General features: G+C 59.4%; 17 protein-coding genes. 6 read left to right on the top strand and 11 right to left on the bottom strand.

All coding sequences use genetic code 11. From position 1 onward, the window contains the following. Positions 1–35 precede the first annotated feature (35 nt). A complete protein-coding gene (locus CMG77_RS15600) occupies positions 36–1,010 on the top strand; it encodes a DnaJ C-terminal domain-containing protein (protein WP_286905133.1) in 975 nt (324 codons plus the stop codon). Positions 1,011–1,012: 2 nt separating this feature from the next. Further along, the gene (locus CMG77_RS15595; RefSeq protein ID WP_286905131.1) at positions 1,013–1,345 is read left to right on the top strand and encodes a chaperone modulator CbpM; all 333 of its coding nucleotides are present in this window, start codon (positions 1,013–1,015) and stop codon (positions 1,343–1,345) included. A 10-nt stretch (positions 1,346–1,355) separates the two neighbouring features. On the opposite strand, the gene CMG77_RS15590 is transcribed toward CMG77_RS15595, so the two are convergent. Then, positions 1,356–2,147, bottom strand: a complete 792-nt coding sequence (locus tag CMG77_RS15590; protein WP_286905129.1) for an ion transporter — start codon at positions 2,145–2,147, stop codon at positions 1,356–1,358. 10 nt (positions 2,148–2,157) lie between these two features. Next, positions 2,158–2,829: an RluA family pseudouridine synthase gene (locus CMG77_RS15585; protein WP_286905127.1), complete on the bottom strand. Its 672-nt coding sequence runs from the start codon at positions 2,827–2,829 to the stop codon at positions 2,158–2,160. Positions 2,830–2,864: 35 nt separating this feature from the next. Here CMG77_RS15585 and CMG77_RS15580 point away from each other — a divergent pair, with 35 nt between their 5' ends. Further along, the gene (locus tag CMG77_RS15580; protein ID WP_024460435.1) at positions 2,865–3,086 is read left to right on the top strand and encodes a DUF2970 domain-containing protein; all 222 of its coding nucleotides are present in this window, start codon (positions 2,865–2,867) and stop codon (positions 3,084–3,086) included. A gap of 1 nt (position 3,087) precedes the next feature. Here CMG77_RS15580 and CMG77_RS15575 read toward each other — a convergent pair whose 3' ends face one another. Both CMG77_RS15575 and CMG77_RS15570 read right to left on the bottom strand, forming a co-directional pair. Continuing rightward, positions 3,088–3,486 carry a MarR family winged helix-turn-helix transcriptional regulator gene (locus CMG77_RS15575; protein WP_502691983.1) on the bottom strand — a complete coding sequence of 133 codons (399 nt, stop codon included), beginning with the start codon at positions 3,484–3,486 and terminating at the stop codon, positions 3,088–3,090. A 251-nt stretch (positions 3,487–3,737) separates the two neighbouring features. Next, entirely contained in the window at positions 3,738–3,875 is a 138-nt protein-coding gene (locus CMG77_RS15570; RefSeq protein ID WP_170162818.1) for a hypothetical protein, read from the bottom strand. A 386-nt stretch (positions 3,876–4,261) separates the two neighbouring features. On the opposite strand from CMG77_RS15570, the gene CMG77_RS15565 reads away from it, so the two are divergent. From CMG77_RS15565 to CMG77_RS15555, 3 genes are all read left to right on the top strand, one after another. Continuing rightward, positions 4,262–5,926, top strand: a complete 1,665-nt coding sequence (locus tag CMG77_RS15565) for a nitrite/sulfite reductase (RefSeq protein ID WP_286905124.1) — start codon at positions 4,262–4,264, stop codon at positions 5,924–5,926. Continuing rightward, complete coding sequence (locus CMG77_RS15560; RefSeq protein WP_502691978.1) at positions 5,823–6,419, top strand: DUF934 domain-containing protein; 597 nt, start codon at positions 5,823–5,825, stop codon at positions 6,417–6,419. The genes CMG77_RS15565 and CMG77_RS15560 overlap by 104 nt, the downstream gene beginning before the upstream one ends. Before the next feature lie 118 nt (positions 6,420–6,537). Beyond that, entirely contained in the window at positions 6,538–7,254 is a 717-nt protein-coding gene (locus CMG77_RS15555; RefSeq protein ID WP_502691976.1) for a LamG domain-containing protein, read from the top strand. Here CMG77_RS15555 and CMG77_RS15550 read toward each other — a convergent pair. From CMG77_RS15550 to CMG77_RS15530, 7 genes are all read right to left on the bottom strand, one after another. Further along, the gene (locus CMG77_RS15550) at positions 7,251–8,330 is read right to left on the bottom strand and encodes an alkene reductase (protein WP_286905119.1); all 1,080 of its coding nucleotides are present in this window, start codon (positions 8,328–8,330) and stop codon (positions 7,251–7,253) included. The genes CMG77_RS15555 and CMG77_RS15550 overlap by 4 nt on opposite strands. 162 nt (positions 8,331–8,492) lie before the next feature. Beyond that, positions 8,493–9,515, bottom strand: coding sequence for a 3-dehydro-L-gulonate 2-dehydrogenase (gene yiaK / locus CMG77_RS16045; RefSeq protein ID WP_353743509.1), 1,023 nt, complete (start codon positions 9,513–9,515; stop codon positions 8,493–8,495). A 21-nt stretch (positions 9,516–9,536) separates the two neighbouring features. Continuing rightward, positions 9,537–10,706: an ABC transporter permease gene (locus CMG77_RS15545; RefSeq protein WP_286905117.1), complete on the bottom strand. Its 1,170-nt coding sequence runs from the start codon at positions 10,704–10,706 to the stop codon at positions 9,537–9,539. Then, positions 10,703–11,386 (bottom strand): ABC transporter ATP-binding protein, encoded by a 684-nt coding sequence (locus CMG77_RS15540; RefSeq protein ID WP_286905115.1) that lies wholly within the window; start codon positions 11,384–11,386, stop codon positions 10,703–10,705. The genes CMG77_RS15545 and CMG77_RS15540 overlap by 4 nt, the downstream gene beginning before the upstream one ends. Positions 11,387–11,470: 84 nt before the next feature. Continuing rightward, positions 11,471–12,991 (bottom strand): alpha/beta hydrolase, encoded by a 1,521-nt coding sequence (locus tag CMG77_RS16040; protein WP_502691974.1) that lies wholly within the window; start codon positions 12,989–12,991, stop codon positions 11,471–11,473. A gap of 23 nt (positions 12,992–13,014) precedes the next feature. Next, positions 13,015–14,160 carry a patatin-like phospholipase family protein gene (locus CMG77_RS15535; protein ID WP_286905113.1) on the bottom strand — a complete coding sequence of 382 codons (1,146 nt, stop codon included), beginning with the start codon at positions 14,158–14,160 and terminating at the stop codon, positions 13,015–13,017. Positions 14,161–14,179: 19 nt separating this feature from the next. Further along, entirely contained in the window at positions 14,180–15,808 is a 1,629-nt protein-coding gene (locus CMG77_RS15530) for an AMP-binding protein (RefSeq protein WP_286905112.1), read from the bottom strand. Positions 15,809–15,886 lie beyond the last annotated feature (78 nt).

The following is a 15,886-nucleotide window of genomic DNA, read 5'->3' as shown; positions in this document are numbered from 1 at the left end:
TTCGTATTGGGTTCCTGTGATTCGCGAGGTCACCGATGGAATACAAGGACTACTACAAGACCCTTGGGGTCGAGAGAAACGCCAGCCAGGATGAGATCAAACGCGCCTACCGGAAGCTGGCGCGCAAGTATCACCCGGATCTGAACAAAGACGCGGGGGCGGAAGACCAGTTCAAGGAGCTGGGCGAGGCCTACGAGGTATTGAAGGACCCGGAAAAACGCGCCGCTTACGATCAGCTCGGCAGCAACTGGCAGCGCGGCCAGGACTTTGAACCGCCCCCGGATTGGGGGAAGGACTTCGATTTTGCCGGCGCCGGGCGTCACTACAGCGGCGGTATGGGCAGTGGCGATTTCAGTGACTTTTTCGAGAATCTGTTCGGCGGTGGTTTTCACGGCGGAGGCTTCACCCAGAACANCAGGTTCGGCCAAGGTGGCGGTTTTCGGGCTCGCGGCGAAGATCAGCATGCCCGCATTCAGATCGANCTGGAAGACGCCTTCAGCGGCGCCTCCCGGCAGATTACCCTGCGCAGCCAACAGGCGGATGCCCAGGGACGAATCCAGGCCGTCCCCCGTACCCTGAACATCAAAATTCCCAAAGGGATAAAGCCCGGACAGAATATCCGCCTGGCGGGCCAGGGATCGCCTGGTTTGGGTGGTGGGCCCAGTGGCGATCTCTATCTTGAGGTGGAATTCAGACCTCACCGGTACTTCCGGCTGGACGGGCGAGACCTGTTTCTCGATTTGCCCCTCACCCCCTGGGAGGCAGCATTGGGTACCAAAGTGAAAATCCCCACGCCCACCGGCAAAGTCGACCTGAAGATTCCCGAGGCATCCCAAAGCGGCCGCAAACTCCGGCTCAAGGAGCGCGGACTGCCCGGCTCTCCGCCGGGAGACCTGTACGTTGAGCTGAGCATTCACACGCCGCCCGCNCAAAACGCCTCGACGCGAGCGGCTTACGAGCAGTTGGCAAACGCCGCGCCGTTCAACCCACGCCGCCACCTGGAGAGCTGATTATGTCGGGAGATACCCATCGCCTGATGGCAGGCACCATTCTGGAAGAAGACGTTGANTTGACGCTGGGCGAGCTCTGCCGNCATTGCCAGGTGGAGGCCGACTTCGTGGTCGAACTCATCCATGAAGGGGTCATCGATCCGATCACCCCTTCAAGCCCGCGCTGGACCTTCAGAGGACACTGCCTCACCCGATTGAAGCGTGCCCGTCGCCTGCAACGGGACCTGGGGTTGAACCTCGCCGGTATCGCGCTGGCACTGGAGCTGCTCGATGAGCGCGAGCGCCTGTACGCCGAGCTGGCCCGCTGGCAGCGGNCGGATCGCGAAACAGAATAGTCCGGCNGAGTTAATCGTCCTTTTCCCGGCGGTTTTTCTGCATGGCTTCGCTGAACGCTGCTGCCATGATTCCCGTCGGCATGGCGATGATGCCAATACCCGAAAGTGCCGTCAGCGCCGCAAAAAACCGCCCGAGCCCGGTCACCGGATACACGTCGCCGTAACCTACGGTGGTCAAAGTGGCCACTGACCACCACATGGAGCGGAGCACACTGCCGAATGCCTCCGGCTGCACCCCTCCCTCCAACAGGTACAACATGATGGACGAGGTCAATAGCACCAAAAACGCCAACCCGAAACTGACATACAGNTCAAACTGACGCAGCCGGACCGCATGCCCCAACTCCCGCAGGGCTTTGGAGAAACGCCCCAGCCTCGCCAGACGCAAGATCCGCAGCACCCGGATCAGACGCATGAACAGGGCTTCCATGCCCACCAGCCCCAAAAACAGCGGCAAAATGGCCAGCAGGTCAACCACCGCGGCAAAGCTGCCCAGATAGCGAAGGCGGCCCCACACCGGGTGGGCATAGCGGGCGCCCTCCACAGCCACCCAGGCTCGAATCAGGTATTCCAGCAGAAAAATCGCTCCCACCACCCACTCGAAAGCGACGAACCACGGCTCNCGCCCTACCCTGATGGCGGGCTCGGTTTCCAGNAATGCCACCAACACCGCCACTGTGATCAGCGCGCAGATCCATCGGTTGGCCGGGGAAAGCCCCTGATCAGGCCAGGCGCCNGGCTCCAATTGCCGATANAACCNGGCTCGCCAGGGGTGCTTTGCGGAGGATGACGAGTGAACCATGAACAGGCTCCTAAAACGGTACGACCGACTCAAAAGAGGCAGNCTCACCCGATTCCGGGTGGGCAAAGCTGAGCGTTGACGCGTGCAGCAGCAGACGTGTCGCCTGCTGGCGCACCGACTCCGGCGCATAGAACTCACAACCCAGAATCGGATGCCCCAGCTCGGCACAGTGTAGGCGCAACTGGTGCGAACGCCCGGTGACCGGAGAGAGCGCCAGGCGCGTGGTATTGTCCTCCCGGTTGCGGGACAACACCCGGTAATGGGTCAGCGCCGGCTTGCCGTCCTCAGAGATTTTACTCCGTGGACGCCGCTCCGGGTCGGGGGCAATCGGCCACTCCATGACGCCCTGATCTTCCAGTACCAGGCCGTGTACTACCGCCGTATAGGTTTTCTTCACTGTACGAGCCTGAAATTGGCGACTGAGGTTGGATAGGCTGGCCTTGGTGAGGGGAATCACCAACAGTCCGGAGGTGTCGAAATCCAACCGGTGAACCGCGTGAACATCCGGGTAAGTCTCCCGCAGCCGGGCGATGACACTGTCACGATTGGCCGGATGACGTCCGGGAACGGTCAACAGCCGGGTCGGCTTATCCACCACCACAAAGCTGCTCTCCTGGCGTACAATCCCAACGTCCTCCTCACAGGGGGGCAGAACGGTCAGATGATCCGTTGAAGACGACATAATACGACTCGCAAATAAGACTATGAGGCCGAAACATGAGTGCCCCTGAAGACCCGGATAAAAAACCCAACCTGTTTCAGATCATCATCAGCACTCTGGCCGCTGCGTTTGGTGTGCAAAGCAGCAAAAACCGCGAGCGCGACTTCAAGCACGGCAGCATTGCCGCCTACATCATTTCCGGGGTGTTGTTCACCGCGATCTTTATCCTGATCATGGTGTTCGTGGTTCGACTGGTGCTCTCTCAGGCCGGACAGTAAGTCAGACGTGCTTCCAGAGCTGCGTGCTATCGATATCAACGGCCTTGAGCAGCTTCTGAATATTACCCTTGANTGCCCGAAGCTCCGTCGGNTGCAACTGATTCAGAAAGCGGTTCTGGTGGGTGACAGCCAACTCATTGAGCGTTTCGACCAGTGCGTGTCCCGACCGGGTCAGGTGCACTTTCACGGAGCGACGGTCCAGACCGTCGTGCTCACGCTGCACCAGTTGCTTGGTTTCCAGGCGGTCCAGAAGACGGGTGACCGCTGAGCGATCCACCGCGATATTATCAGCAATCTGGGCCGGCGTATTGGCCAGCTCATGGAACAGCACGTTGAGGATCATCCACTGGGGCCAACTGACCTCATGCTCGGTCAGCGCCTCATTGAACGCCTCCCGCATCTGACTGGCCAGACGGTTGATCCAGAAGGTGAAACTGTTGTGCAGGTGCAGGCCTTTGGTGGCCGCTCGATCAGAACCCAGCATGACTCCCTCGCAATGACATCAGACAGGTGAAAGGAATCCTGCCAGACATTAATTGACAACGCAATTATTTCAATGCAAAGAGTCGGAAAGACATCGGGTGGGATCGGGGCGCTCTGATGGCAACGTCAAAGACACCCCCGGTCGATCAGTGTGCCGGCAAGAAAATCTTATTGGCCACTGACCCAGTAAACACAGGTGACCACGAAGATGGCAATCAGCGCCACCGCCGCCATGGCATCGGCAAACGCATCGCCCTCGTGGGCTTCATGGGTCTCATTTTTCATAACATCAGTCTGCTCAGACATTATTGTTATTCTCCTCTCGCCAAACGTGGTAAGGATAGGAGCGCTTTACAGCCATCAGCTGAGCCGCTTTACGCCCCCAACAGGACAGTCGAATCTAATCACACCCCACCCGGATTGACAAGCGACCGCCACCGGATATAACCAAAAAGCATTAGGATAGCGGAAAACATTCGTTCAAACCGGCCCCCGGTCTCTGGTATTTTTGCGCCCTCTGAGACGGGTGTGTGGCCTGCCACCGGGCCGACCACCACCTCCGTTCAGGGTCGCGCCGAAGCGGGTTTTGCTGTATCCTCCGCCGCGACAATACACCGGTTTACGGGCGCTATTGCATTAGCGTTCGCTAACATACCCAACCTTTCCCGGAAGTACAGGTAATACAGCCCTCTATGTACATCTATGACGAATACGACCGCCGCATCCAGGGGCAGCGCGTTACCCAGTTTCGCGCGCAGATGGAGCGGTATCTGGACGGCCAATTGGAAGAAGCGGAATTTCTTCCCCTACGCCTGCAAAACGGCCTCTATGTTCAGCGCCTGGCGCCGATGCTGCGCATTTGCGTGCCCTACGGCCTGATGAACAGCCGCCAGTTGCGCAAAATGGCCCACATTACCCGTACCTACGACAAGGGTTACTGCCACATCAGTACCCGCCAGAACATCCAGCTCAACTGGCCCCAACTGGAAGAAGTGCCGGACATTCTGGCGGAACTGCTGGAGGTGGAGATGCACTGCAACCAGACCAGCGGTAACTGCATCCGCAACACCACCACCGATCAGTTTGCCGGTGTCGCGACCGATGAGCTGGTGGACCCCCGCCCCTATTGCGAACTGATCCGTCAGTGGTCCACCTTCCACCCGGAATTTGCCTTTCTGCCGCGCAAGTTCAAGATCGCCGTGAGCGCCACTCAGGAAGACCGGGCCGCCATCCGCGTACACGATATCGGCNTGCAGATTGTGCGTAACGAGGCCGGCGAACTGGGCTTCTCTGTCTTCGTGGGCGGCGGTCTGGGTCGCACCCCGGTCATTGGCAGTCTGATCAATGAATTCGTACCGGAGCAGCATCTACTGACCTACCTGGAAGCGATTCTGCGCATCTACAACCAGTTCGGCCGCCGGGACAACAAATTCAAGGCCCGCATCAAGATTCTGGTGCGCGCCATGACCCCCGAAGTATTCGCCGAAAAGGTCGAGCAGGAATGGCAACACCTGCGCGATGGCAGCGCCACCCTCACTCAGGCAGAAATCGACCGGGCCCACAGTTACTTCACCGAGCCGGCCTATGAAAGCCTGGATGATGCCGCCGCACAGGCCGAGCTAGACACGCTCGCCAGCGACAACAAAGCCTTCTCCAACTGGCTTAAGCGCAACGTGCGCGATCACAAGAAGCCCGGCTACGCCGCCGTGAACCTGTCGCTCAAACCGACCGGTATCGCGCCCGGCGACATTACCGACCGGCAGTTGGAAATCATCGCCGATCTGGCCGATGACTTCAGCTTTGGCGAAGTGCGCACCACCCACGAGCAGAACATGGTGTTGGCGGATGTGAAGAAAGCCGATCTTTTCGACCTCTGGCAGAAAGCCAAGGCCGCCGGCTTTGCCACGCCCAACATCGGCACCCTGACGGACATCATCTGCTGCCCGGGTGGCGATTTCTGCTCACTGGCCAATGCCAAATCCATTCCGATTGCCGAGGCCATCCAGCGTCAGTTTGAAGATCTGGACTACCTCTACGATCTGGGTGACATCGACCTGAACATCTCCGGCTGCATGAACGCCTGCGGGCATCATCACGTCGGTCACATCGGCGTTCTCGGGGTCGACAAGAAAGGCGAGGAGTTCTACCAGGTGACCCTGGGTGGCAACTCCAGCAACGATGCCGCCCTTGGCAAGGTGATCGGCCCCTCTTTCACTNCCGAGGATATGCCNTCGGTNGTNCAGAAAATCATCGATGTGTACGTCGAGAAGCGGACCGAAGAAGAGCCCTTTATCGACACNGTCAACCGACTGGGTATTGCCCCCTTCAAGGAGCGTGTCTATGCCAAAGCTAGTTAAAGACGGCGCCATCGTCGACAACGAATGGACCCTNATGGCCAAGCCCGAGGGCGAGGCAGCCGAGGCGGAAGTACCCGCCGGACAGATCATTGTCCCGCTCTCGGCCTGGCTTGCCCAGAAGGATAAGCTGTCCGCCCGTGACGATATCGGCGTATGGATCGATACCGACGAGACCGCCGATCAACTCGGTGAAGACGCGCAGCGTTTCCCGCTGGTCGCAGTGCACTTCCCGGCCTTTGCCGACGGTCGCGCCTTTACCAATGCGAGGATGCTGCGCGAGCGCTTCGGATTCACCGGTGAGCTACGTGCCGTTGGGTATTTCCTGGCCGANCAGGCCTGTTANCTGCGNCGCTGTGGCGTCAACGCGTTCGATTTCGGCGCGGATCGGGAACAGCACCTGCAGGCGACGGTCGATGCACTGCAGGATTTCACCGAGTACTATCAAGCCTCGGTCGACGAGCCCCTGCCGCTGTTTCGCCGCCGGGCGTCCTGAGGGACTTTCATATCGAAGAGCTCCCAGCATAGCGAGGGCCTCCCGGCCCTCGCTTGATCNATTCCGCTCGCTGTGACACGCTTTGGGGACAACAACATAACCCCAGAGAATCAACCTGATGACACCATCTTCCCNGATACCGAAGACTCTGATCCTCGGNNTNTTAGTCTGTGCCGCCGCCAGNTGCAGCACTTCCCNTTNAACGCCNGATGACANCGACAGCACCCTNTGGAGACTTGATCGCCTGGACCGGGNGGGCTCTGNGCCGGCTCGANCTGAGGGNNATCCNACCNTNGTGGACACCGTCCACGGCCCCGCGATTCNCTTCGATGGCGATGNAGACCGACTGCTGGTTGAGCACAATCCGCTGGCCGANCAGAATCAATTTACCATCGAGGTCTGGTTCAACCCGGCAGATGTNTGGCCGGCGAACTGGGAACCNCGCTTCTTCCACATCGAATCACTCGACAACCCCGATCGTCGGATCACAGTCGANCTTCGGCTGAATGATCAACAGCAGTGGTACCTCGACGGGTTTCTGAAGTCCGAGCGGGACGCCCTGACGCTNATTGACGAGACGCTAGTCCACCCGGTGAATCAATGGCACCACGCCGCCCTCACCTTTGATGGAACCACGATGCGTACTTACGTCAACGGTGCACTGGAGCTGGAGGGTACAGTAGACTTTGAACCGATTGGTACCCNCGCGCGCACTTCAATAGGCGCCCGATTGAATCGGGTTCACTGGTTCAATGGTNTGATGCTTGCAGTGAGAATGACGCCCCGGGCCCTGGAGCCCGAAGCGTTTCTGGACTGGGAAAAACTGCCCGACTAGACCGTCTCGGGCTTCCTTGCAGAGTACTTGAGCGAAGGATAGTCGGTATAGCCTTCCGGGCCCGAGGCATAAAATGTTGTCGGATCCGGTTCGTTCAGGGGAGCGTCCTGAGCAAAACGTTCCGCCAGGTCCGGATTGGCGATATAGAGTCTGCCAAACGCGACGGCATCCGCTTTGCCTTCGGCCANCCAGCGCTCGGCGCTGGTCTTCTCATAGTTTTCGTTAGCAATGTAGACGCCGCCGAACTGCGCTTTCAGGTCCGGACCCAGGCTGTCCTCCGCTTCGTGCTCCCGCGAGCACAGAAAGGCTAACTCGCGCTTGCCAAGCTCCNGCGCCACATAACCGAACAGCGCGGCCGGGTCTTCATCCCCCATGTCGTGGCCATCACCGCGCGGNGCCAGATGCACCCCGACCCTACCCGGCTCCCAAACGCTCAGTACCGCATCGGTCACTTCCAGCAGCAGTCGGGCACGGTTTTCGATCGAGCCCCCGTACTGATCGGTGCGCTGGTTACTGTTGGTCTGCAGAAACTGATCCAGCAGATAACCATTGGCGCCGTGAATTTCCACTCCATCAAACCCCGCACGCCGAGCGTTCTCGGCCCCGCGTCGATAGGCTTCGACCAACTCCGGAATTTCATCCAGGGTCAGCGCTCGCGGCGTGACATATTCTTTTTTCGGACGAATCAGACTGACGTGCCCTTCCGGACGAATCGCACTGGGGGCGACCGGTAATTCGCCCTCCAGATACACCGGGTCCGAAATCCGGCCAACGTGCCACAGCTGCAAGAGAATTTTTCCACCCTCAGCGTGCACCGCCTGTGTCACCTTGCGCCAGCCCGCTACCTGATCTTCCGACCAGATTCCCGGGGTGTTCGGGTAACCAACGCCCATGNGCGTCACNGAGGTGGCCTCGGTCANAATCATGCCCGCACCGGCACGCTGGCGATAGTACTCCGCCATCATATCGTTGGGCACCCGGCCTTTGGAGGCGCGACANCGNGTCAGGGGCGCCATGATGATNCGATTGGACAACTGTAGGTCGCCAATCCGGATTGGGTCGGTCAAATGGGGCATGTTTCGTTCTCCTGAACAAAATCCGTAGAGCACGGAAAATCAATGAACGGATGTACGTGAACCCCTATTGCTTGGGATCATTTCCCCCTTTTAAATCCTCCCCGAGATGACCTTTACCTTCCTTTACGTNAGNCNCNGCTNTCGTNTCTGNCANAGCACACGCTANANCGCTTGAATCGAANCCCAGAGTGCNGCATCAACCGGTATGCCGCNCTGCNGNTTNTCCGCNCGTCGAGCCANTACCGCNTCACCCGGATAGCGGATNACNCCGTCGGGCTTTGCCNGCCGGGAGCNATGNAGATCGTCGATGATCGACTGGACCGCGCCGCGTAAAGCGGGNCGATCNCCNAGNTGGTTGAGATCAATGGCGATAAAAACCTGAGACACACCATACTCCAGTGTCTGCTGACTGATNTCCGCCGTGGAGCGGCCACCACTGAGCAGGGTGGCGAGCAGGTCCAGCATCAGCGACAGCCCNGCGCCTTTCCAGTAACCCACGGGCACTGGCCGCTGACTTTNNAGAATNGCCCGGGGNTCGTCAGTCATGTGCCCGGCGGTATCGTAACCCCCNGGCACGGANAGCNTGCGCTGCTGTTCGACNGCCAANTCCATCGCACCGTAGGAAAATTGCGATTGCGCCATATCCAGGACAACCGCACCCGGTTCGTGAGGTACCGCCATCACCAACGGATTGTTCCCCAAACGACAATCCGCAGCCCCCCAGGCCGGCAGGTTGGCGATGGTGTTGGTCCAACCGATAAACACAAACCCGCGCTCAGCGGCTTGCCAACCATAGGTACCACCGCGCATCCAGTGGTTGGTNTTCGCCAGTCCCACACAGCCCAATCCGTGNGATTCGGCCANNNCCATGGCCCGNTCCGTNGCNGTGNNGGCNTTGAGTATCCCNGCNCCCAGNTGNCCNTCCCACTGCTCNAGAGCNCCCGCCGCCANNGTNCNCTCNGGNTTCGCCGAGGGCACGACATGNCCGCGNCGGATCAGGTCGACAAANCGGGGAAAGCGGTTCAGTCCGTGGGTGTAGACACCATCAATACTGNTATCGGTGAANGTCTTCGCCAGGTGCGCCGCCTCGGTTTCTGCGAAACCCTCCCGGCGCAGAATGTCNCTCAACGTCTGNACGCTGAGCNCCGGACTGATCAAAANATTCTGAGCCTTNTGGGACGACATANACNCCTCGCCTTCANTGAATTACTGGAGAATCGACTCGTGACGATATCGACGCACGGCCATCGACATCAATAACACCGCCAGCNCAACGCAGCTGGCACTCGAAAGCACCCAGTGCACCGGAACAATCGACTGCCCATTTACCAGTTGAGTCATCAGNTGNTACTGACCGAGCANTGGAATCGCCATGGTGAGACTNTGNTCGGGAATNTTCAGGAACTGCAGNAGGAAAAACGGCAACATGGGCACCAGCATGGCAATGCCCANCTGCGTCTGAGCCTCCTTGGTCGAACGGGCAAACGCCGCAATGACAAACAGGAACGCGGTCATCAACAGGGCGACCGGCAAATGCAAAAACGCTGCGGCNACGAACGTCGATGCCGAAAAATCATAACGGCTGGTGAATACTCCATCGTCCAGCANNCCGAACAGAACNAAGCCGCTGATCAANGGNAGAATGAGAGACATCAGGACGAACGCCAGTATGGCGACATACTTACCCAGTACCAGTTGCCAACGCGGGACGGGTAAAGCCAGCAAGGGCTCAAGCGATAACCGCTCCCGCTCTCCGGCGGTCGTGTCCACCGCCAGATAGAAGCCGCCCATCATCATGGAGAAGAGCAACATGAACGGCAGGATCAAGCCCATGAACGCCTCACCCGGCACNTGGGTGGAAACATCCCGCTCGCTGATATGNAGCGGGTCAAAGACCTGCTCGTCCATCCCCCGGGCCAGAAACCGCAGGCTTCNCAANCGGGNATCATANCCATCGAGCACCGCCCGNAGTCGCCGCCGCTGCTGGGTCGCGTCGTCANCTCCNCTGTGNTAATGNATCACCACCGGGGCGGGTCTGGCGTTGCGCANAGCCGGTTCATANTCCTCCGGAATTTCCANAACCAGCGGCANNTCACCACGGCGCAGTGGCTCAATGAAGTCCTCTTCCGTCGCNTCGGTANTGATGTTGTGCTCGGCNAGAAANGCCATCAGGTTGGGNGCNCGNTCGCGCCCGANCACCGCCACTGANAGTGGCTGTTCCGTATCGACACTGAATTTATTGACGTTGAATACCAAGGGCCCGATCATCAACGCGGGTAACAGCAGNGGGCCGTATAACAGGGTGAAAAACATGGAGCGCCGATCCCGCAGGTTGTCCCGGATCTCCTTCANCAGAATGACCCAGAAGGACCTCATGGCTGCACCTCGGGCTGTTCNCCAATGGCGGNCACAAANGCATCTTCCAGATCACTCTGCCCGGTGCGTTCCAGAATGCCGGTCACGGTATCGGTCATGGCAATGCGTCCCTCACTGATGATGGCCACCCGATCACACAGACGGGACACCTCCTGCATGATGTGGCTGGAGATCAACACACAATGGCCCTCGTCCCGAAGGCGGCGGAGAATCGTCCGCAGGTTGCGTGTGGCCATGACATCCAGNCCATTGGTTGGCTCATCGAGAATGAGGGTGCTCGGGTTGTGAATCAAGGCGCGCCCCAGCGCNACCCGGGTTCTCTGTCCCTGGGAAAATCCCTCAGCCCGACGATCGGCAAAACCTTCCATATCAAGCCGCTCAATNAGATCACTGGCCCGATGATGCGCCTCCTNGGCACTCAANCCGCACAACTGCCCGTAGTACACCAGGTTTTCCCGACTGGTCAGNCTNGGGTACAGGCCGGCATTGTGNGGCAAAAACCCCAACCGCCGGCGGACNGCCAGGGGCGCTTTCACNACNTCATGACCNTCCACNCTGGCCAGGCCGCGGTCNGGTTTGACCAGCCCGGCCAGAATTCTCANGGTNGTGGATTTACCGGCACCGTTNGGGCCGAGCAGACCGGTGATTTCCCCATCCNGCGCGTCAAANCTGACATNCACCAGNGCCTGGACCNGNGTCTTCTTGCGGCCCCTGGNNTGAAAGGATTTTACTAATGCCTNGGTGTGAATCACGTCANNGCCGCCTCAGGGTGATGGTCCGTTTCGGTCCAGAAACAGGGGAACCGNCTGCACTCTGTCCAGACAGTCGGCCGACAATGANNCCGGNTCCGCCGAGATGACAAAGCGCGCGATGATATCCGGCACACACCCCAGNAANCCGACCTGGTGNCCCCGCTCCGGCACCACCAGGTGGCGCGCATTGCNCAGGGTCTNCATGAGCTGATCNCCGTAGNCCGGTGGCGTAATCGGATCCCNCCCACCGCTGAGCAACAAGGTGGGAATGTCCGATTTCAGGGGCGCTTTGAATTGCTCGCCNATCTCTCCGCGAGGCCAGGGTTCGCACATGGCTTTCAGCCCCGCCAGAAAGCCCGGCCCCATATAGGTGCCCTCGCCNTCCTCNGCATCGANCTGNGGATAAAAGGGCGCGTCCTCGGTACAGACCACACTNTTGTGCATNCCCAGTGCNATATCGTCACTGATATCGAGCCGCTGCGCGAGCCGCGCCAGAGCGACCAGATTGTTGTCCCGAGCCGCNGAGTCAATCATCGGCGGCANCACCGANAGCACATCGCTGTTATACAGCGCCATGCGAATCACGTTGACCANGTGGGCGCGGGTGAANCTCAACGTTTGCCAGCTTCCATCGCGAAGGGATTCATAGCGAACCTCNACCGGCTCCGNNTCAAGNCGATCCAGCAGTTNNGTNATGTCCCGTTNCAGTTNGGGAAACCGCTCCCGACAGGGNGATGNNTGNTCGCANTGACGAATCAGNGCATCCAGGGCGGCCTGGCTGTGAANGGCTATTTGNGGNCCGAGACTGACATCGGCGGGCAGCACACCGTCCAGAACGGNCGTNCGGACAGCNTCCGGATAGCGGCGCATGTAGGTNTGCGCTACCCGNGTGCCATAGGANACGCCGTACAGGTTCCAGCGNGACACCCCGAGNGCCTGACGCACCNGCTCCAGATCCCGNACNGCCACCTCGGTTGTATAGTNNCGCGGGTCGCCGTTGAAATCCTGCAAACAGGCCCTTGCCAGAGAGGACAATTGCGCGGGGTCCGGGTCGGCCAATGGCATGGCAGCATCATCCACCGCACAAGGCTGCGGGTTCGATTGTCCCGTGCCGCGTTGATCCACCAGATAGATATCACGCCGCCGGGCCAGTTGGGCAAAGGCCCGATCCAGACGAAGAAAACTGCGACTGGCCGCCTGACCGGGGCCGCCGGCAATCGCCAGAACCGGATCATCCTGGACCTGAGCGGCAGTGGCCGGAAGACGCACGATCAGCAGATCGATCCAGACATCGTCCGGCCCCTGCTGCTCATAATTCTCCGGAACGCTCAAACGGGCGCACTGCACATGGCGAAGTCGTTCGTTGGCCGTGAGGGCACAGTCGGAAAACTCCAGTTCTTTCCCCGAGGATGNCAACGCCCCGACCTTACCCGCTTGAGGTTTATCGTCCGCCGCCAGGGCAAAGCCTGTTACTGATACCAAAGCAGGCAACAGTAGTGCGAACCAACGGTGCCCGAATTTTCGCTGTTGCATGAACATCGACGGAGCCTCCCGGGTTACCCGCTTGTGACTCCAAAAAACGGCTTGAGTCGATCGGCTTCCCACATGGTGTCCTGGTAACCGAGTTCCATCAATTCGCCGATGAAAGACTGGTGAAACAACAGATAACTGGCCGCTGTCGCACCGCCTCCCTTGGCGGTCGCACCGATGGCACGCAGGAAAAAACGCAGGCTCTTGGGCAGGTTCCGCACCTTGCGCCCGGCGATATTATCCAGCTCCCGGGAGGGGGAAATGATCCGGTTATCCACCGCGCGCAGCGGTAAATCGGCGGCGGCGAGCTTGTCTTCGGGAATCATTCCAACCAGTTCATTGATGCGTTCCAGATGCTCCAGGTCTCCTTCCAGTGCATCGATGAAAGCGCTGTTGAAAAGCTGCCCGACAATCTGGGCCATGGACGGCGAGTGCCGTACGGTACGCCGATGCACCGGCTTGCGGGCTTCACGATTGCCACTGACCCCGACAATAAACAGGGATTCCGCCCCGAGGTGTAGCGCCGGGCTGATGGGTGCCAACTGGCGAAGCGCACCGTCACCGAAATATTCCCGATTGATGCGAACCGCCGGGAAAATGGTCGGAATGGCCGACGAGGCCAACAAGTGCTCCAGTTTCAGTCGGGTCGGCATACCGACTCTACGATGGCGATTCCAGCCCTCCAGCTCGGGCGCCCCCTGAAAGAAACTGACCGACTGCCCCGAGCTGTAACCCATGGCGTTGACCGCCACTGCATGCAGCTTACCGCTGGCAATGGCGGCATCGAGATTTTCAAAACGTACCGACGTACCCAACAGATGCCACAAGGGACCGTTATCCAGCATCGACAGAGGCCGCGTNCGCCCCACCCCTTCGTTGAACAGGGAAAAACCGAGCAGACCCAGCCCGCGGGCCAGATCACTCCAGCCGTGGCGATAGACCTGGCCGGGGGTCAACCGCTGCCAGATGCCCGCCAGCGACTGGACTGATTCGCGAAAATTGCCCGGGTGNCACGCCAGCGCCAGCGCATTGATCGCCCCGGCGGANGTGCCGCAAATGATCGGAAACGGATTGACGGTGTCNGCNGGCAGAATATTGGCCAGCGCCTGTAAAACACCCACCTGGTAAGCGGCACGCGCGCCACCTCCAGAGAGAATCAGGGCTCTTTTCATGAACACTCTCTAGCTGATGTCACGCACGGCCGGTTTTCGCTGGTTCCTCGTCCCGCAACTCNCGCCGCAGCACTTTGCCCACGTTGGATTTGGGCAACTCGTCCCGGAACTCGACATCGTGCGGCACTTTGTAAGGGGTCAGATTTTTCTTGGCAAATTCCCGGACTTCTTTCACGGTCATGTCCCGGTTGGNGACGATATAGGCTTTGACCAGCTCACCNCTTTCCTCGTCGGGNACACCCACGACCGCCGCCTCGACAATGTCCGGNTGGGTGCAGAGCACATCCTCCACTTCNTTCGGGAAGACCTTGAACCCGGACACATTNATCATATCCTTCTTGCGATCGACAATCCGGATGTAGCCATCCTCCTGAATGACCGCCATATCGCCGGTTNTGAACCAGCCNTCCTCATCGAGTACCTGNCGGNTTTCATCGGGTCGATTCCAATAGCCCTTCATGACCTGGGGGCCANGCACNCACAGCTCACCGGGCTCACCGTTGGGNAGCGACTGNCCNTCTTCGTCNATNACCTTGCACTCNGTGTCCGGCATGGGNAGCCCNACAGTGCCCTGCTGGATCGCACCCGGCGGATTGATGGAAACCACCGGNGAGGTTTCGGTCAGGCCGTAGCCTTCAAAAATGCCGACACCGGTGACTTCTTTCCAGCGCCGTGCGGCAGCGGCCGTCAGCGCCATGCCACCNGANGCNGTCAGNCGCAAATGGCTGAAGTCCAGNTTGACGAAATCCGGATCCCGGCANAGGGCNTTGAACAGGGTGTTCAACCCGACAAAGCAGGTAAANGGNTTGNCTTTGAGGGTTTTGACAAANCCTTTGATATCCCGGGGGTTGGGAATGAGCAGGTTGTGATTGCCCANGGACAGCGCCGAGGTGATATGCAGCGTAAACGCATAGATATGGTAGAGCGGCAACGGGGCAATATAGTATTCCTGATTGACCCGGAACTCCCCNTCCATGTGCTTGTTCACCTGAAGCATATTNGCAACCAGGTTGCGGTGCGTCAGCATGGCGCCTTTGGCAACGCCGGTTGTGCCGCCGGTGTACTGGAGCACGGCGACATCGTCCGGAGACTGCTCGACTTTGCGATAGGCACCCTGAGCAAGCCCGAGCGCCTGGCGGAACTCAACCTGANGGGGGAAGTGAAAGCTCGGCACCATGCGTTTGATGTACTTGATNACGGTGTTGAGCAGCACCCGTTTCACGGGTGGATGGAGGTCCGCCAGCTCAGTNACGATCACCTGCTCGACCTCGGTGTCAGCCACAATCGAGGCNGCTTTGTCCGCGATGTTGGCCANCACCACCAGCGCCCGTGCGCCGGAGTCCTGCAACTGATGTTTGACTTCCCGGGCGGTGTACAGTGGGTTGGTGTTGACCACCACCAGCCCCGCGCGTAGCGCGCCCANGAGTGCCACCGGGTACTGGAGAATGTTGGGAAGCTGGATGGCAATGCGGTCGCCCGGCTGCAGGTCCGTGTGCTGCTGTAGATAGGCCGCAAATTGGCCGGAGAGACGGTCCAGATCGCCGTANGTCAGCGTATGGCCGAGACAGGTGAACGAATCGCTGCGTTCGTACTGCCGCAGAGCCTCATCCAGAACCGACACGACGGTACGGTCATAATCTANGGTCATAATCACTGTACTCCATTTCAGGGCCCGCTCCGTCTTCCTGTGAACCGCGGTGCCGGGCTTGATTTAGTGTTATCTACA

Source organism: Marinimicrobium sp. (assembly GCF_002695945.1).
In the GTDB taxonomy this organism is placed as follows: Bacteria; Pseudomonadota; Gammaproteobacteria; order Pseudomonadales; family Cellvibrionaceae; genus Marinimicrobium; species Marinimicrobium koreense.
This window is presented reverse-complemented; position numbering and strand designations above follow the sequence as displayed.

Excerpts from the sequence above, each read along its gene's own strand:
- CMG77_RS15570 (WP_170162818.1), bottom strand. The coding sequence starts at position 3,875 with ATGTCTGAGCAGACTGATGTTATGAAAAATGAGACCCATGAAGCCCAC.
- CMG77_RS15580 (WP_024460435.1), top strand. The coding sequence starts at position 2,865 with ATGAGTGCCCCTGAAGACCCGGATAAAAAACCCAACCTGTTTCAGATC.